Origin of the sequence: Arsenicicoccus bolidensis DSM 15745, assembly GCF_000426385.1 — a bacterium.
GTDB lineage: Bacteria > Actinomycetota > Actinomycetes > Actinomycetales > Dermatophilaceae > Arsenicicoccus > Arsenicicoccus bolidensis.
Genome location: NZ_AUFG01000055.1, coordinates 1 through 17238 on the forward strand (window position 1 = coordinate 1; position 17238 = coordinate 17238).

A 17238-nucleotide genomic window follows, 5' to 3' on the forward strand; every position below is an offset into this window, starting at 1 on the left:
CGGTCCTGCTACCAGCTGTTCTTGGTGATGGACGTGTACTCCCGGTTCCCGATCGGGTTCAGGGTCGAGCTAGACGGGTCACGTCATCACGCGGTGGACATGTTCGCGCAGGCGTTCACCGCGTTCGGGCGCCCGAAAGTCCTGCACTCGGACAACGGGGCACAGATGCGTTCGAGGGACCTGGCCGAGCTGCTGGACGACGTCGAGCAGGTCGTACAGGCCTCGTTCAGTCGCCCGCACGCATCGGACGACAATCCGTTCAGCGAGGCCCTGTTCAAGACCATCAAGTACGACCTGGACATGCCCGAGTTCTTCGCCACCGTCGAGGAGGCCCGCGCCTGGATCGAGGCCTACCTGCGTCGCTACGCCGCCGAGCACCACCACAGTGGCCTGGCCAACTTCACGCCCGAGCAGGTCTACACCGGCCAGGTCGAGACCATCCACGCCCAGCGCCAAGCCACGCTCGACAAGAACTACCGCGAGCACCCCGAGCGGTACCGCAAACCACCCCGCGCCAAGACACCACCGGGCACCGTCGGCATCAACCTGTCCAAGACAGGTTGACAACTTCCGAACGAAGGCCGGTCGATGCCTCTGCCGGCGGCGGGTCAGAGGGGGTAGGTGCGCTCGGGCTCGGCGAGCTCGACCTCGCCCGCCCACACCGCCGCGGCCTGGGCGCGGCACACCTCGGGGTCGTTCCAGGACGGGATGTGCGTCAGCATCAGCCGCTGCACTCCCCCGGCCTCGACCGCCGCGGCGGCCGCGCGCGACCCGGTCAGGTGGATGTCGCGCGTCTCGTCGCGCCCGTCCACGAACGCCGAGTCCGCCAGCGCCAGCGTCGCCGCCGTGAACAGCTCGGACAGCTCGGGGCAGGAGTCGGTGTCGCCGCTGTAGGCCAGCACCTGCCCGTCCGCCTCCACGCGCAGGCCGTAGGCCTCGACGGGGTGGTTGACAGGGATCGGGGTGACCGTGAACGGTCCGATCCGCACCGGCTGCCGGGCCTCCCACTCGCGGTAGTCGAGCTGACGGGCCAGCGCCGAGCCCTCCTCGCCGCCGTAGGCCTCGGCCATCCGCCGCTCCACGCCGTGGGGGCCGTGCACCGGCAGGCGCCCGCCGTCCGCGCGGGCCGGGGAGTACTTGCGCGTGACGTAGAGCCCGCACACGTCCAGGCAGTGGTCGGGGTGCAGGTGCGAGAGCAGGACCGCGTCGATCTCGTCGAGCGCCAGGTGCCGCTGCAGCACGCCGAGCGCGCCGTTGCCGAGGTCGAGCAGGATCGACCAGGTGCGGCCGGCCTCGTCGTCGGCCTGCACGAGATAGCAGGAGGCGGGCGACTGCGGCCCCGGGAAGGACCCCGAGCATCCGATCACGGTCATTCTCACGGGGCACCTCTGTCGTCGGCGAACACGGTGTCCACCTCGGGGCCGAGGAAGCGCCGCGCCAGCCGACGGAACTCCTCGGGGTCGCCGGTGGTGGTGAACCCGTGGGACGGAGGGCCCTGGTCGGCCGGTCGCAGCGCGTCGCCGTCGGCGAGCACGCGGTAGACGTCCTTGGCAGTCTCCTCGGCGGACGACACCAGTGTCACCGTGTCTCCCATCACATAGGAGATGACGCCCGTGAGCAGCGGATAGTGCGTGCAGCCGAGGATGAGGGTGTCGACGCCCTGGGCGATGACCGGCTCGAGATAGCCGCGCGCGACCTCGAGCACCTCGTGACCGCCCGTCACCCCCGACTCCACGAACTCCACGAACCGCGGGCACGGCTGGCTGACGACGCGGATCTGCGGGGCCGCCGCGAAGGCGTCCGGGTAGGCCCGGCTCTGGTGGGTCCCCCGCGTCGAGATGACGCCGACGACGTCGTTGCGGGTGGCGGCGGCCGCGCGTCGCACGGCCGGCCGGATCACCTCCACCACGGGCACGTCATACCGCTCCCGCGCGTCGTGGAGCACGGCGGCGCTCGCGGTGTTGCACGCGATGACCAGGACCTTGACGCCGTGGTCGACGAGCCGGTCCAGGCACTCCAGCGCATAGCGGCGGGTCTCGGCGATCGGGCGGGGGCCGTATGGCGCCCGCGCCGTGTCGCCGAGGTAGGCGATGGACTCGCTCGGCAGCTGGTCGAGCACGGCCCGGGCCACCGTGAGACCCCCGTAGCCGGAGTCGAAGATGCCGATGGGTGCGTCGCTCACCCGACCGAGGATAGAGGCTGGCGGGCCGTCAGCCGTCGTGCGACTCCGACCTCATCCGCGACAGGAAGGCCTGGGTCCGCTCGTGCCTCGGGTTGCCGATGACCTCGCGCGGCGGGCCCTGCTCGACGACGACCCCGGCGTCCATGAAGACGACGTGGTCGGCCACCTCGCGGGCGAACGCCATCTCGTGGGTCACCACGATCATCGTCATGCCGCTGGCCGCGAGCTCGCGCATGACCGTCAGCACCTCGCCGACCAGCTCGGGGTCGAGCGCGGACGTCGGCTCGTCGAAGAGCATCAGCTTTGGCTGCATCGCCAGCGCCCGCGCGATCGCGACGCGCTGCTGCTGCCCGCCGGACAGCTGGCTGGGATAGGCGTCGGCCTTCTCCGCCAGGCCGACCCGGTCGAGCAGCTGCACGGCCCGCTCCCTGACCTCGGCCTTGCGCTCCCCCTTGACCTGGATCGGCGCCTCCATGACGTTGGCGAGCGTCGTCATGTGCGGGAAGAGGTTGAACCGCTGGAACACCATGCCGATCTCGCGCCGCTGGGCCGCGACCTGCTTGTCGGTCAGGTGGTGCAGCCGCCCGCCCACGTCGCGGTAGCCCATGAGGTCGCCGTCGACCCAGATGCGGCCGCCGTCGATCGACTCGAGCTGGTTGATGCACCGCAGGAAGGTCGTCTTGCCCGACCCGGACGGCCCGAGCAGGCACACGACCTGACCCTGGTGGACGTCCATGTCGATGCCCTTGAGCACCTCGTTGCCGTGGAACGCCTTGTGCACGTTGACGGCGTGCACCAACGGTATGCCGGCCCGGCCGGCGTCTCGCGCGTCGCCGTCACGCCCGGTGGCGGCGGGCTCCGTCATACGGCTGCTCATCAGTGGCTCCCCGTGGTCGCGAGCAGGCGGTTGACCTGCTGGTCCTTCTTGCTGGGCCGGGTCCCGAAGCCCTTGCCGAAGTGCCGCTCGAGGTAGAGCTGGCCGACCATGAGGACCGAGCACACGACGAGGTACCAGCACACGGCCGCCATCATCGTGGGCATGATCTGCAGGGTCCGCTGCCCGATGACCTGGGTCTGGTAGAAGAGCTCGGCGCTGATCGGCACGGCCGACAGCAGCGAGGTGTCCTTGACCATGGCGAGGGTCTCGTTGCCGGTGGGCGGCACGATGACGCGCATGGCCTGCGGCAGCACGATCCGGCGCATGGTCTTGCCGCCGGGCATGCCGAGCGCCTGCGCGGCCTCCCGCTGCCCCTGGTCGACGGACAGGATCCCGGCGCGGGCGATCTCGGCCATGTAGGCCGCCTCGGACAGGCCGAGCCCGATGATGCCGGCCCACAGGGTGGACGAGAAGGCGTTGACGTCGATCTGGGTGATGGTCAGGTCGGTCCCGAGGCCCAGCGCCCCCGCGAGCTGCCGGCCGAAGGGTACGCCCAGGGTCAGCTCGGGGTAGAGGTAGCCGACTCCGGTACCCAGCATGACCAGCAGGACGAGCCGCGGGATGGAGCGGAAGAACCACGTGTAGGCCGCGGCCGTGAACGTCAGCACGGGGTTGGACGACAGGCGCATCACGGCGAGGATCACGCCCAGCGTGACGCCGATGACCATCGCACCGAGGGTGCCAAGGATGGTGCCCATCAGCAGGCCGTTGAGCACGGGCTTGTAGTTCATGACCTTGACCATGAACGCCAGGTCCCAGCGCTCGTTGGTGAGGAAGGAGCTCACCATCATGGCCAGGAGGACGAGGATGACGGCGACGGCGACCCAGCGCCAGGGGTGCCGGACGGGCCGGGCGTCGATGGCGCCCGGCCGGTCCGTCGTGCTGACCGGCTGTCCCTGCTGGGGTGACCTCGAGACGGAATCAGCCATGGATCAGGGGTTCACCGGGAACGCGGTGACGGCGCCGTCGGCGTTGTTCCACTTCTCGAGGACCTTCTTGTAGTCCCCGGACTTCTCCATCGCGGCGAACGCCCCACCGATGGCCTCGGCCAGGGCCTGCTGGTCCTTGGGGACGACGATGCCGTACGGCGCGGAGTCGTAGAGCTCGCCGACCTTCTCCAGCTGACCGTTGGTCTGCTTGACGGCGTAGTTGGTGATCGGGGAGTCGGCGGCCATGGCGTCGACCTTGCCCGAGGACAGGTCGGCGGTGACCTTGGACTGCTCGGTCTCGACGATCTGGGTGATGGCCGGCTGGCCAGCGTCGGTGCACTTCTTGGAGCGGGCCGTCAGGTCGTCGATCTGGACGGTGCCCTTCTGGACACCCACCTTGAGGCCGCACGCCTTGGCCGGGTCGACCTGCTTGGGGTTGCCCTTCTTGACCGCCCACAGGGTGCCGGCGTTGAAGTACTGCACCATGTTGACCTTCTGCTTGCGGTCGGCGTTGATCGTGAAGGACGAGACGCCGATGTCGAACTTGCCGGAGGTGACCCCCAGGATGATCGACGGGAACTCGGCGTTCTGGAACTCCGCCTTGAGACCGAGCTTCTGCGCCGCGGCGGTGAACAGGTCGACGTCCATGCCGGTGACGGTCTTGCCGTCGTCGCCGATGAACTCGTTGGGGGCGTAGGACGCGTCCGAGCCGACCTTGAGGACGCCGGCCTGCTTGATCTTGGCGGGCACCTTGTCGGCGAGGGCCTGGTCGACGGCCTGGCTGGCGGCGGCGGTGGCCGATCCGGCGGCGCTGGAGGCCTTGGCGCCTCCGGACTCCAGCGAGTCCGACCCGCAGGCGGCGAGGGACAGGGACGAGGCGACCGCCAGGGCGGCGACGACCACCGAGGCTCGAGCGGGACGGATGGGCACGGGGCTACCTCCATAGGCATGAGTGAGCGGTGTGTGAACCATGCCACGCATGATCATGCCGGACAACGGATCGAGCCACGGACGGATGCGCTGCGCCCGAATCGTGACGTGAGCGGTCGGTGAGGTGCGGCGAGCGGCAGCCGCGCTGCTCAGCGGACCAACGCCTCCGCCAACGTCTCCTGGATCCAGGTCAGGAAGTCGTAGAGCGCGGCGGTCTGCACGTGCGGGTGGTCCTCGCCGTACTGCTCGACCAGCTCCTCGAGGGCCTCGGCGTCCTCGTCGGTCCGCAGCCCGAGCCGCTCCCCCAGCACCAGCCGCACGTCCGTGAGCGCGACGGTCAGCTGGCCGGCCTGCGCCGTCGTCAGCGTCAGGACCTCGGGGTCGGTGGCGTGCTCGAGCAGCGACACCGCGGCGTCGATGGTCGCGACCTTGCGCTGGCGCAGGCCCATCTCGGTGAGCCGGCGGAACTCCTGCGCCTCCTCCTCGGCCTGCTGCCCTTCGTCGCGGCGCGCGTCGGGGAACAGCCGCCGCAGCGCCGGGTCGGCCTGGCGCCGCGGTGGTTCGGCCGACAGGCCCGCCATGGCGTCGGTCAGCGGGTCGCCCGTGGGGTCGGGGATCGCCGGACCCATGCCCCGGATCAGGCGCCCCACCTGGACCAGCAGGCTGGCGACGAGCTCCCGCTCGTCCTCGTCGAGGTGCCCGACGATGCGGTCGCCGTGGCGTCGGAAGGCCTGGGCCATCTACTCGTCCTTCTGGTAGGTCGCCCACAGGCCGTAGCCCTGCAGCGCCTCGGTGTCGCGCTCCATCTCGTCGCGCGTGCCCGAGCTGACGACCGCGCGCCCCTCGAGGTGGACGTCGAGCATGAGCTTCTCGGCCTTGGCCCGGTCGTAGCCGAAGTACTCCTGGAAGACGTAGGTCACGTAGGACATGAGGTTGACCGGGTCGTTCCAGACGAGGGTCACCCACGGCACGTCGGGGACGATGAGCTCGTCCGACTGCGGCAGGTCGAGCTCGACGGGGGCGACGGACATGGTCGCCAGTCTAGGCAGACGCGCGCCCGCCCTGGCTCCGCCGAGATCGTGAGGGTCTGGTCCAAGGAAGGTGGAGGAAACCCTCACGATCCTGGTGGGGGTGGCAGGTCGGTGGCGCGCTCCTCCTCGGTCAGCAGCCGCGAGCGGGTCAGGAAGCGCAGGCCCTCGGGCGACTCCAGCGAGAAGCCGCCACCCCGTCCGGGGACGGCGTCGATCGTGAGGTGGGTGTGGGCCCACGACGCGTGCTGCGCCCGCGAGATCCAGACGGGTATGCCGGGAAGCCCCGGAGCCACGAGCCGTCCGAGCAGCACGTCGGCGTCACCGGTCAGGAACTCCCCCTCGGGGTAGCACATCGGGGAGCTGCCGTCGCAGCACCCGCCGGACTGGTGGAACATCAGGGGGCCGTTGCGGTCCACGAGCCGGCGCAGCAGCTCCGCGGCGGCCTCGGTGAGCCCGACCCGCGACGGCGCCGGCTGCGGGATCTCGGCATACGACCGCTCCTGCGGAGCCGGGCACACCGCTGGGGTGACCGGCTCCGCGGGCTGGTGATCGCTCATCTCTAGAAGAACCCGAGCTTGTCGGGGCTGTAGGAGACCAGGAGGTTCTTGGTCTGCTGGTAGTGGTCGAGCATCATCTTGTGGTTCTCGCGGCCGATGCCGGACTGCTTGTAGCCGCCGAACGCGGCGTGCGCGGGGTACTGGTGGTAGCAGTTGGTCCAGACGCGGCCCGCCTGGATCGCCCGCCCCATCGTGTAGGCGCGCTGCATCTGCCGGGTCCACACGCCCGCGCCGAGGCCGTAGAGCGTGTCGTTGGCGGTCGCGAGCGCTTCGGCGTCGTCCTCGAAGGAGGTCAGGGCCACGACCGGACCGAAGATCTCCTCCTGGAAGATCCGCATGTCGTTGCGGCCGTCGAAGATCGTGGGCTGGATGTAGAACCCGCCCGCGAGATCGCCCTCCAGCTCGGCCTTCTCGCCTCCGGTGAGGACCTTGGCTCCCTCCTCGCGACCGATCGCGAGATAGCTCATGATCTTTTCGAACTGGTCGTTGGAGGCCTGGGCGCCCATCATCGTGTCGGTGTCCAGGGGGTTGGCCTGGACGATCGCCTCGACCCGCTTGATGCCGTCGGCGACGAAGCCGTCGTAGATCGAGCGCTGCACCAGCGCCCGCGACGGGCACGTGCAGACCTCGCCCTGGTTGAGCGCGAACATGACGAAGCCCTCGAGCGCCTTGTCGTAGAACGCGTCCTGCTGCTCGGCGACGTCCTCGAAGAAGATGTTGGGGCTCTTGCCGCCGAGCTCAAGGGTGACCGGGATGATGTTCTGGCTGGCGTACTGCATGATCAGGCGGCCGGTCGTGGTCTCGCCGGTGAACGCGATCTTGGCGATGCGCGGGGACGACGCGAGGGGCTTGCCCGCCTCGACGCCGAAGCCGTTGACGATGTTGAGGACGCCCTCGGGGATCAGGTCGCCGATGATCTCGACGAGCTTGAGGATCGACCAGGGGGTCTGCTCGGCGGGCTTGAGGACGATCGCGTTGCCGGCGGCCAGGGCGGGGGCGAGCTTCCACACCGCCATGAGGATCGGGAAGTTCCACGGGATGATCTGCCCGACCACGCCGAGCGGCTCGTGGAAGTGGTAGGCGACCGTCATCTCGTCGATCTGGCTGATCCCGCCCTCCTGGGCGCGCAGCGCCCCGGCGAAGTAGCGGAAGTGGTCGATCGCGAGCGGGATGTCGGCGTTGAGCGTCTCGCGGACGGCCTTGCCGTTGTCCCACGTCTCGATGACCGCGATCTGCTCGAGGTGCTCCTCCATGCGGTCGGCGATCTTGAGCAGGACGTTCGCCCGGTCGGCGACGGACGTGCGGCCCCACGCGGGAGCGGCCCGGTGCGCGGCGTCCAGGGCGGCGTCGATGTCCTCGGCGGTGCCGCGCGCGATGCTGGTGAAGACCTGGCCGGTCACCGGCGTCGGGTTGTCGAAGTACTCGCCCTTGACCGGGTCGGTCCAGCGACCCCCGATCCAGTGGCCGTAGCGCTCCTTGATCTCGATCGGTGACTCGCTGCTGCCGGGCTGGGGATAGACGCTCATCGGTGCTCCCATCGTCGTTGGTGGGTCGTCGGCCGCCGCGGGTGGGCGTGACCGGGATCACCACGCTACGTCAGTCCGGGCCGCGCGCGACCAGGATCACCCGGGTGACGGTGGGCGGGCGGCATACGGGCTCTGCCTCCCCGCAGGGGTAGGGGGCGGTTAGAGTGCCTCGCGTGACTCGCAACGTGGCCAGCACGGCCCTCCTCACCGATCACTACGAGCTGACGATGCTGCAGGCCGCCCTGCACTCGGGCGCAGCCCACCGCGACTGCGTCTTCGAGGTGTTCGCGCGGCGGCTGCCCGACGGGCGTCGCTACGGGGTCGTCGCCGGGACCGGTCGGGTGGTCGAGGCCATCCGCGACTTCCGCTTCGGCGAGGAGGAGATCGCCTTCCTGCGCGAGCACCAGGTCGTGGACGAGACGACGCTGGACTACCTCGCCTCCTATCGCTTCACCGGCGACGTCTGGGGCTACGCCGAGGGCGAGGTCTACTTCCCCAGCTCGCCGCTGCTGGTCGTCGAGGGGACCTTCGCCGAGGCCTGCATCCTCGAGACGCTGGTCCTGTCGATCATGAACCACGACTCGGCCATCGCCGGGGCCGGGTCGCGCATGGTCACGGCCGCCGAGGAGCGCCCGCTCATCGAGATGGGCTCGCGGCGCACCCACGAGGAGGCGGCGGTGGCGGCGGCCCGCGCGGCCTACATCGTGGGCTTCGGCAAGACCTCCAACCTCGAGGCCGGACGTCGGTTCGGGGTGCCGACGGCCGGGACCTCCGCGCACTCGTTCACGCTGCTGCACGACACGGAGAGCCGGGCCTTCCAGGCCCAGCTGGAGTCCCTCGGCAAGGGCACCACGCTGCTGGTCGACACGTATGACGTCCGCGCCGCCGTGGCCGAGGCCGTCCGGCTCGCGGGGCCCGAGCTCGGCGGCGTGCGCCTCGACTCCGGGGACCTCGTCGCGCAGGCCCGCGAGGTGCGCCAGCAGCTGGACGAGCTGGGCGCCACCAAGACCCGCATCACCGTGACGTCGGACCTCGACGAGTACGCCATCGCGGCGCTGGCCGCCGCCCCCGTCGACGGCTACGGGGTCGGGACCTCGCTGGTCACCGGCTCGGGCGCGCCGACCGCGGGCATGGTCTACAAGCTCGTCGCCCGCAAGGACGACGACGGCACGTGGGTCTCGGTGGCCAAGGCCTCCGCGTCCAAGACGTCGGTGGGTGGCCGCAAGTACGCCCTGCGCCGGCTCGACGAGCGCGGCGCGGCGCAGGCCGAGGTCATCGGCATCGGCGAGCACCCGGTGGGCGACGACAACGACCGCGAGCTGCTCGTGCAGCTGGTCCGCGGTGGCGAGATCGTCGGCGACCTGTCGCTCGAGGCCGCGCGGGCCCGGCACGAGGCGTCCGTGGCCGAGCTGCCGGCGCGGGCACGACGCCTGTCGCGCGGCGAGCCGGCGATCCCCACCCAGTTCGTCGACGACGTGGAGGGCTGACCGGTGGCGGGCGAGGCTGGGGGCGAGCGGCGGGCGCTGCTGGTCGTGGACGTGCAGGGCGACTTCTGCGAGGGCGGGTCGCTGGCCGTGGCCGGCGGGGCCGCGGTGGCGCGGGACGTCGCGTCGCTGGTGCGTTCGCGCGACGCCTCGGGCGCGGGCTGGGGCTCGGGCTCGGACAGCGGCTCGGGCAGTGGCTCGGACAGGGACCGGTATGCCGCGGTCGTGGCCACCCAGGACTGGCACGAGGACCCCGGCGGCCACTGGGCGCAGGAGCCGGACTACGTCGACACGTGGCCCGTGCACTGCGCCGCCGGGACGCCGGGCGCCGACTTCCACGAGGGGCTGCGCCCTGCCCTGGACCAGGTCGACGTGGTCGTGCGCAAGGGCCGGCGGTCGGCCGCCTACTCGGGCTTCGAGGGGCTGACGGCCGAGGGTGAGCCGCTCGCTGGCTGGCTCGCGTCGCACGGGATCACGGCCGTGGACTGCGTGGGCATCGCGACCGACCACTGCGTGCGGGCCACCGCCCTGGACGCGGTCGCCGTGGGGCTGTCCACGCGCGTGCTGCTCGACCTCACCGCGGGCGTCGCGCCGGACACGACCGAGCGCGCGCTGGGCGAGCTGCGTGCGGCGGGAGTTGAGCTGGTCGGCGCCCCGCGCCTCGGACCGGCCTGAGGCCGCGCGCCCCCGCCCGGTCTCCGCGTCGAGGCCGTCTCACCCTGCAGCACGAGACAGGCGCGCCACCCCGAGACGCACCCCACCCGACACCCGCACCGAGGCCGTCTCACCCTGCAGCACGAGACAGGCGCGCCGCCCCGAGACACGTCGGGCTACGACCGGATGCTCTCGGCGGCGTCGCGGATCATGGCGGCATACGCCGCGATCCCCGGCGTCTGCAGGTGGGTGCCGTCGGAGACGAACCACCCACGGCGCCCCTCCGAGGCGGAGTGCCAGTCCACGACCTTGACCGTGGTGCGCCCACGGACGACCTCGTCGATGGTGTCGAGGTTGCGCTGCTGCCACGGCCGCGGGACGCGGGGTCGGACGACGAGGACCGGGCGGTCCCCCACCGAGTCCAGCGTGCGCGCCAGCTGTCCCCCGTCGATGACCCCGTTGTCGCCCGTGTGGAGCACAGGATCGCGTCGCCGAGCCTCCCCGCCGCGGCGTCGGCCTCCAGGCTCCCGAGGACCTCGCCCGCCTGCTCCCCCACGCCCGCCCGGTTCACGACCCTGCGGAAGGCGTGCCGCAGCCCCGGCTCGGCGCCCAGCGCCACCGAGTCGCCGTAGACGCGCAGCGTGGACGTCGCCGCGTCCACCCGGCGAGGGGTCGCCGCCGAGGACGATGCCGACACCGTGGGCGTCGGAGCAGCGCTGGCGGACGGTGTCGGCGTCGCGGGTGTGGCCGAGGTGGTCGGCGCTGGTGCCGGCCGCGGCGGGAGGGCCGTCGGCGCCGGCACCGAGGGCAGTGCGTCGACGGCCTGCCCCGCGGCGCTGGCCCCGGTGGGCGCCGGGGTGAGCACGGCCACGACCGTGATGGCCACGAGCGATGCCGTGCTGCCGAGAAGGAAGGCCGGTGCCGGCCGGTGCCACGGCTGGCGGGTCCAGCGGCGCAGCGTCGCGCGCACGCCGTCGCGCCGGCAGGGCACCTCGACGTGGCGATAGCCCAGCTCGGAGAGCAGGACGATCACGCCGAGCTGCGCCACGCCTGCCCAGATGCCGTCCAAGGGGATGTCCAGGCCGGGGCGCAGGAAGCACACGACGGGCCAGTGCCAGAGGTAGAGGCCGTAGGAGCGCCTGCCCACCGAGCGCAGCATCGGTGAGCCGACCAGCGTCGCGAAGCGCCCAGGTCGGGTGGCCGCGGCGATGACGACGAGCACGAGGACGCCCACGAGGGGGAACCCGATGCGATAGAGCCAGGGCGTCCAGGCGTCGACCCGCGCCACGAGGAGGAGCAGGGCGGCAGTGGCAGCGGCTCCTGCAGCCGCCAACCACGGAGTGCACGGCCGCAGCCGAGGGGCGAGCGGGTCGAAGCCGGCACCCCACCGCCATACGGCGAAGGCAGCACCCAGCAGCAACCCCGACGCGTGGCTGTCGGTGCCGAAGTAGAAGCGCGACGCGTCCGCGTGGGCCGGAGCGGCCGCGAGAGCGGTCCCCACCCCCATGACGAGCGCCGAGCCGATGGCGCCCGCCGTGGTGACGGTCAGCAGCAGGCGGCGACGCCCCGCGACGGTCCGGCGAGCCCGCAGGCAGCCGAGCACGACCAGGGGCCAGAGGAGGTAGAACTGCTCCTCCACCGCGAGGGACCACAGGTGCTGCAGGACCGGTGGTCGCCCGGAGGCCTCGAAGTAGGAGCGTTCGTGCAGGACGTACCACCAGTTGGAGGTGTAGGTCCCCGCGGCGACCACGTCGCCCACGAACGCGTGGACCTGGTCGCGATCGAGCAGGAGCACCGCCAGCGAGGTGGCACCGACGACCGCGGCGACCGCCAGCATCAGTCGTCGGAGCCGGCGGTGCCAGAACTCCACGAGGGAGCCGCGGGACGGGGCCTGGCCCGACCACCGCGACCACAGCTGGCTGGTGATGAGGTAGCCGGAGAGGACGAAGAAGACGTCGACCCCGAGGAAGCCGCCCGGGGCCTGCGGCAGGCCGAGGTGGTAGGCCAGCACCAGCAGGACCGCCACAGCCCGCACGCCGTCCAGACCAGGCAGGTAGGCGGCGCGGCCGGGACGGGCTGTGGGCACGCGGAGGATCCCCCCCGGAGCAGGTCGTGGTGCGGGTGTACTCCTAGGGTGACGTCGGGGCGTCGCGATCGGTTGGAGGCCGTGGGCGTGCGTCCCCGATGACCGCCGAACGGGCTAGCGCCGGCGGGGCGGCAGCGGGCCGCGCACCACGCAGGTCTTGCCGACCTTGTCGTGGATCGCCTGGTGCAGCGGCCGGTCGGCCAGCGGCCAGAGGCCGTCGACCAGCATCCACACCATGCCGATGGCGCCTGGCAGGACGTCGCCCAGCCTCTTCACGATCGTGCGCAGGGCGATCTGGCCGGCGGGCGCCGGGGCGGCCTCGTCGATGCTGCGGACGCTGATCCCGGTGATCAGGCGCCCGAGGGTGCGGCCCCACCGGCTCAGGCAGACGACCTCGTAGAGCACGGCGGCGGCGAACATCGCCCCCGCGACCTGCAGCTGCAGGGCCGCGCCCGGCATCGGGGTCTCCGGCAGCGTCGAGCTCCCGGCCGCCGCGGCCGCCATCGCCGCGTCCCACCAGGACTGCACCTGCGGGATCCAGTCGCGCATGAGGTATGCCGTGAGCGGCAGCATCACGAGCAGGACGAGAAGCCCGTCGAGGATCCAGGCGAAGAACCGCCGCCACCATCCGCTGAGGGGCTGCCCGTCCGGGGTGGTGTCCTGCGCCGGCTGGGCGTAGGCGCCGGGATGAGGAGCCTGCTGCCGGCGGGGGGGCTGCGCGGTGCCGCCACCCCCGAGGCCACCGCTCGGGGCGACATACGGGCTCTGCCCCTGACGACCGTCGCTCTGGTGGCTGTGCTGGCTGGACTGGCTGTGCTGACCGGACTGGGCCTGACGGGCCTGCTGCTCACGCTGACGCTCGCGCAGGTGGAAGTCCTCGACGTGCGCGCCCTCGCCGATCTGGGACCGCGCCACCTGCGGGGCCACCTTGGGCGCCCGGTGGTCGCTCCACGAGACTCCGTCGAAGTAGCGGAGGTAGGTGGGGTCCTGGGGGTCGTCGTACCACCCTGATGGCTGGGTCATGCCCCTAGCCTGCCACGCCGACCTGCGGCCCACGGACGACGGCAGGCCGACGAGGCCGCCGGCAACCCGATGGGGTATGTCGGTGCCGAGGACTACCGTGTCCCCGTGCTGTCAGCCATCCTGCGCCGCCACCTCGCGCGCCACCGCGGACCCCTCGTCCTGGTCCTGATCTTCCAGACCGTGCAGGTGCTGGCCAACCTCTACCTCCCCACGCTCAACGCCGACGTCATCGACCGCGGCATCGCGCAGGGGGACACCGGCTATGTCATGCGCACGGGCGGCTGGATGCTGGCCATCACGGTCGTGCAGATCCTCGCCAACCTGGTCGCGATCTACTACGGCGCGCGCACCGCGATGCGCTTCGGTCGCGACCTGCGGGCCGAGATCTTCAGCACCGTCGAGGAGTTCGCCGCCGAGGAGCTCGGCAGGTTCGGCGCACCGTCGCTGATCACCCGCACCACCAACGACGTCCAGCAGATCCAGATGCTCGTGTTCATGACGCTCGTGATGATGGTGTCCGCACCCATCACCGCCGTCGGCGGGGTCGTCATGGCGCTGCGCCACGACGTCGCGCTGTCGGGCCTGCTGCTGGTCGTCGTGCCCGTCCTCGTCGGCTGCCTCGGGCTGATCATCGTGCGGCTGCACCCGTTGTTCCGCCGCATGCAGGTGCAGGTCGACGGCGTCAACCAGATCCTGCGGGAGCAGATCACGGGCGTGCGGGTCATCCGGGCGTTCGTCAAGGACCAGGCCGAGCAGGAGCGGTTCGCGGTCGCCAACGACGAGCTGCGCGACGTCGCGGTCACGGCGGGCCGGCTCATGACCTCGATGTTCCCGCTGATCATGCTCATCATGAACGTCTCGACCGTGGCGGTGATCTGGTTCGGCGGTCTGCGGGTCGACAGCGGCGACATGCAGGTCGGGGACCTCGTCGCGATGATGACCTATCTCATGCAGATCCTCATGTCGGTGCTGATGGCGTCGATGATGTTCATGGTCCTGCCCCGGGCGCAGGTGTCCGCCGAGCGCATCAGCGAGGTGCTCTCGACGCAGCCCACCGTGCGGGCGCCCGCCGAGGCGGTGCGACCGGTCGAGCGACGCGGGGTCGTGGAGCTGCGCGGGGTCAGCTTCACCTTTCCCGGTGCCGACGACCCCGTCCTGCGCGACATCGACCTGGTGGCCCGCCCCGGTCGCACGACCGCGATCATCGGGTCGACGGGGTCCGGCAAGACGACGCTGGTCAACCTGATCCCCCGGCTCATGGACGCCACGGCCGGCCAGGTGCTGATCGACGGCGTCGACGTGCGCAACCTCGACCTCGACGCCCTGTGGGAGTGCTTCGGCCTCGTGCCGCAACGTCCCTACCTGTTCACCGGCACGGTCGCCAGCAACCTGCGCCTGGGCCGCGAGGACGCCACCGAGGACGAGCTGTGGGCTGCGCTGGAGATCGCGCAGGCGCGTGAGTTCGTCGAGGCCATGGAGGGCGGCCTCGACGCCCCCATCACCCAGGGCGCCACCAACGTCTCTGGCGGCCAGCGGCAGCGCCTGGCCATCGCCCGCGCGGTCGTGCGGCGGCCTCTGGTCTACCTGTTCGACGACTCCTTCTCCGCGCTGGACTACGCGACGGACGCCGCCCTGCGGACAGCCCTGCGGCCCACCACCCGCGAGTCGACGGTGGTCGTGGTCGCCCAGCGGGTCAACACGATCCGGGATGCCGACGAGATCGTCGTGCTCGACGAGGGCGCGGTCGTCGGCCGTGGTCGCCACGGCGAGCTCATGCAGACCTGCGAGACCTATCGCGAGATCGTGCTCTCCCAGCTGAGCGAGGAGGAGGCCGCATGAGTGCGTCCACCGAGGAGCGTCGCACCTCGCCCGCTCGCGGCCCGATGGCCATGGGCGCACCCGTGGCCAAGCCCGACGACTTCCGCGCCTCCGCACGGCGGCTCCTGCGCGACCTCACCGCGCACCGGGGCCACATCCTCGTGATCACCGTCCTCGGCGTGATCGGCGTGGCGTTCTCGGTGGTCGGGCCCAAGGTCCTCGGCCGGGCGACCGACCTCGTGTTCGCCGGTGCGATCGGGCAGCACCTGCCGGCCGCCGCCACCCGTGAGCAGCTCGTCGAGGGGCTTCGCGCGCGCGGCGACTCGCGCATGGCCGACCTGCTGTCCGGCATGCCCGACCTCGTCCCCGGCTCGGGGGTCGACACGGGCGCCGTTGCGCAGGTGCTCGCGTGGGCGCTCGGTCTCTACGTCCTGTCCTCCGTGTTCACGTGGGTGCAGGTGTGGCTGACCACCACCGTCGTGCAGCGCACCGTCCATCGGATGCGTCACGACGTCGAGCACAAGCTCGAGCGGCTCCCGGTGCGCTACTTCGACACCGAGTCCCGCGGCGACATCCTGTCCCGCGCCACCAACGACGTCGACAACGTCGCCCAGTCGCTGCAGCAGACGATGACCCAGCTGCTCAACAGCGCCCTGACGGTCCTCGGCGTGATCATCATGATGCTGACCATCTCGCCGCTGCTGACGATCGTCGCCGTCGTGAGCATCCCCGTCATGGCCGTGATCACGATGGCCATCGCCAAGCGCTCCCAGCCGCAGTTCCGCGAGCAGTGGGCCGCCACCGGGCGCCTCAACGGGCACGTCGAGGAGATGTACTCCGGGCAGCTCCTGGTCAAGGTCTTCGGTCAGCGTGCCGGTGCCCAGCGCACGTTCGCCGAGCACAACGACGCGCTCTACGAGGCGGCCTTCAAGGCTCAGTTCGTCTCCGGCATCATCCAGCCGGCCATGTGGTTCGTGTCCAACCTCAACTTCGTGCTCGTCGCGGTGATCGGTGGCGTGCGCGTGGCCTCGGGCTCCTTGTCCATCGGCGGGGTGCAGGCGTTCATCCAGTACTCCCGGCAGTTCAGCCAGCCGCTCGGCCAGCTCGCCGCCATGGCCAACATGCTCCAGTCGGGCGTCGCCTCGGCCGAGCGCGTCTACTCGCTGCTCGACGCCGAGGAGGAGTCCCCCGACGTGCCCGCGCGCACCGTGGCGGCGACCGGTGGCGGCGACGTCGCGGGCGGAGGCCGGGCAGATGGCCCGGCTGAGCGCACCGTCGTCGGTCGGGTGGCGTTCGAGGACGTCTCCTTCTCCTACTCCCCCGACACCCCGCTCATCGAGCACCTCGACCTGGTCGCCGAGCCGGGGCAGACCATCGCCATCGTCGGCCCCACCGGTGCCGGCAAGACGACCCTGGCCAACCTCCTGCTGCGCTACTACGACGTCGACGACGGCCGGATCACGCTGGACCGCACCGACATCCGCGCCCTGCCCCGCGGCGAGCTGCGGTCGGCGTTCGGCGTGGTCCTGCAGGACACCTGGCTGTTCACCGGCACCATCCGCGACAACATCGCGTATGGCGCCGCCCACCCCACCGAGGACGCCGTGGTCTCGGCGGCGGCCGCGGCCCACGCCGACCACTTCATCCGGACGCTGCCCGACGGCTACGACACGGTGCTGGACGACGACGGCTCGTCGCTGTCGGCGGGCCAGCGTCAGCTGCTCACCATCGCCCGCGCGTTCCTGGCCGACCCGTCGATCCTGATCCTGGACGAGGCCACCAGCTCGGTCGACACCCGCACCGAGGCCCTCGTCCAGGAGGCGATGGACCGGCTCCGCCGCGACCGGACGAGCTTCGTCATCGCCCACCGCCTCTCGACCATCCGTCACGCCGACCGGATCGTCGTCATGGAGCAGGGCGCGATCGTCGAGCAGGGATCGCACGACCAGCTCCTCGCCTCGGGCGGCGCCTACGCCCGGCTCTACCAGGCGCAGTTCTCCGGGGCCGTCGCCGAGGAGCCGTCCGCCTGAGGAGCCGCCGGTCCGAGGAGCCGTCCGCCTGAGGAGCCGCCGGTCCGAGGA

Annotated in this window: 16 protein-coding genes; 5 read left to right on the forward strand and 11 right to left on the reverse strand. The window is 71.4% G+C overall.

The window, feature by feature from the left end; translation table 11 throughout:
* On the forward strand, positions 1-564 hold a 564-nt coding region (locus tag K313_RS0117990), incomplete at its 5' end, for a DDE-type integrase/transposase/recombinase (protein WP_029211546.1).
* 44 nt (positions 565-608) lie between these two features.
* On the opposite strand, the gene K313_RS0117995 is transcribed toward K313_RS0117990, so the two are convergent.
* The 9 genes from K313_RS0117995 to exaC form a co-directional block, all read right to left on the reverse strand.
* Entirely contained in the window at positions 609-1379 is a 771-nt protein-coding gene (locus tag K313_RS0117995) for an MBL fold metallo-hydrolase (RefSeq protein WP_029212795.1), read from the reverse strand.
* Positions 1376-2182 (reverse strand): glutamate racemase, encoded by an 807-nt coding sequence (gene murI, locus K313_RS0118000; protein WP_019287723.1) that lies wholly within the window; start codon positions 2180-2182, stop codon positions 1376-1378. The genes K313_RS0117995 and murI overlap by 4 nt, the downstream gene beginning before the upstream one ends.
* Positions 2183-2210: 28 nt before the next feature.
* Positions 2211-3047 (reverse strand): amino acid ABC transporter ATP-binding protein, encoded by an 837-nt coding sequence (locus tag K313_RS0118005; protein WP_029212796.1) that lies wholly within the window; start codon positions 3045-3047, stop codon positions 2211-2213.
* Between the two features lie 11 nt (positions 3048-3058).
* A complete protein-coding gene (locus K313_RS0118010; protein WP_029212797.1) occupies positions 3059-4048 on the reverse strand; it encodes an amino acid ABC transporter permease in 990 nt (329 codons plus the stop codon).
* Between the two features lie 3 nt (positions 4049-4051).
* Complete coding sequence (locus tag K313_RS0118015; protein WP_240484009.1) at positions 4052-4978, reverse strand: ABC transporter substrate-binding protein; 927 nt, start codon at positions 4976-4978, stop codon at positions 4052-4054.
* A 149-nt stretch (positions 4979-5127) separates the two neighbouring features.
* Entirely contained in the window at positions 5128-5718 is a 591-nt protein-coding gene (locus tag K313_RS0118020) for a DUF2017 domain-containing protein (protein WP_029212799.1), read from the reverse strand.
* Positions 5719-6009 (reverse strand): ATP-dependent Clp protease adapter ClpS, encoded by a 291-nt coding sequence (gene clpS, locus K313_RS0118025; RefSeq protein WP_029212800.1) that lies wholly within the window; start codon positions 6007-6009, stop codon positions 5719-5721.
* 83 nt (positions 6010-6092) lie between these two features.
* On the reverse strand, positions 6093-6566 hold the full coding sequence (locus K313_RS0118030) for a DUF779 domain-containing protein (RefSeq protein WP_084413019.1): 474 nt from the start codon (positions 6564-6566) through the stop codon (positions 6093-6095).
* A 2-nt stretch (positions 6567-6568) separates the two neighbouring features.
* Positions 6569-8092, reverse strand: coding sequence for an acetaldehyde dehydrogenase ExaC (gene exaC / locus K313_RS0118035; RefSeq protein WP_029212802.1), 1524 nt, complete (start codon positions 8090-8092; stop codon positions 6569-6571).
* A gap of 164 nt (positions 8093-8256) precedes the next feature.
* Between exaC and K313_RS0118040 the strand changes: the two genes are divergently transcribed.
* The gene (locus tag K313_RS0118040) at positions 8257-9579 is read left to right on the forward strand and encodes a nicotinate phosphoribosyltransferase (RefSeq protein ID WP_029212803.1); all 1323 of its coding nucleotides are present in this window, start codon (positions 8257-8259) and stop codon (positions 9577-9579) included.
* A gap of 3 nt (positions 9580-9582) precedes the next feature.
* On the forward strand, positions 9583-10251 hold the full coding sequence (locus K313_RS0118045) for an isochorismatase family protein (protein WP_029212804.1): 669 nt from the start codon (positions 9583-9585) through the stop codon (positions 10249-10251).
* Between the two features lie 187 nt (positions 10252-10438).
* Here the strand turns inward: K313_RS0118045 and K313_RS22710 are convergent, their stop codons facing one another.
* On the reverse strand, positions 10439-12316 hold the full coding sequence (locus K313_RS22710; RefSeq protein ID WP_084413023.1) for an acyltransferase family protein: 1878 nt from the start codon (positions 12314-12316) through the stop codon (positions 10439-10441).
* 114 nt (positions 12317-12430) lie between these two features.
* Positions 12431-13339, reverse strand: a complete 909-nt coding sequence (locus K313_RS0118055) for an RDD family protein (RefSeq protein WP_029212806.1) — start codon at positions 13337-13339, stop codon at positions 12431-12433.
* A 105-nt stretch (positions 13340-13444) separates the two neighbouring features.
* On the opposite strand from K313_RS0118055, the gene K313_RS0118060 reads away from it, so the two are divergent.
* Both K313_RS0118060 and K313_RS0118065 read left to right on the forward strand, forming a co-directional pair.
* The gene (locus K313_RS0118060; protein WP_029212807.1) at positions 13445-15178 is read left to right on the forward strand and encodes an ABC transporter ATP-binding protein; all 1734 of its coding nucleotides are present in this window, start codon (positions 13445-13447) and stop codon (positions 15176-15178) included.
* Positions 15175-17187, forward strand: a complete 2013-nt coding sequence (locus tag K313_RS0118065; RefSeq protein ID WP_205621901.1) for an ABC transporter ATP-binding protein — start codon at positions 15175-15177, stop codon at positions 17185-17187. The genes K313_RS0118060 and K313_RS0118065 overlap by 4 nt, the downstream gene beginning before the upstream one ends.
* Positions 17188-17238: the final 51 nt, after the last annotated feature.

What these genes read in the sequence shown, in the direction of transcription:
- K313_RS0118030 (WP_084413019.1), bottom strand. Translation starts at nt 6,566, where the DNA reads ATGAGCGATCACCAGCCCGCGGAGCCGGTCACCCCAGCGGTGTGCCCG.
- K313_RS0118020 (WP_029212799.1), bottom strand. Translation starts at nt 5,718, where the DNA reads ATGGCCCAGGCCTTCCGACGCCACGGCGACCGCATCGTCGGGCACCTC.
- K313_RS0118005 (WP_029212796.1), bottom strand. Translation starts at nt 3,047, where the DNA reads ATGACGGAGCCCGCCGCCACCGGGCGTGACGGCGACGCGCGAGACGCC.
- K313_RS0118065 (WP_205621901.1), top strand. Translation starts at nt 15,175, where the DNA reads ATGAGTGCGTCCACCGAGGAGCGTCGCACCTCGCCCGCTCGCGGCCCG.
- clpS (WP_029212800.1), bottom strand. Translation starts at nt 6,009, where the DNA reads ATGTCCGTCGCCCCCGTCGAGCTCGACCTGCCGCAGTCGGACGAGCTC.
- exaC (WP_029212802.1), bottom strand. Translation starts at nt 8,092, where the DNA reads ATGAGCGTCTATCCCCAGCCCGGCAGCAGCGAGTCACCGATCGAGATC.
- K313_RS0118010 (WP_029212797.1), bottom strand. Translation starts at nt 4,048, where the DNA reads ATGGCTGATTCCGTCTCGAGGTCACCCCAGCAGGGACAGCCGGTCAGC.
- K313_RS0118055 (WP_029212806.1), bottom strand. Translation starts at nt 13,339, where the DNA reads ATGACCCAGCCATCAGGGTGGTACGACGACCCCCAGGACCCCACCTAC.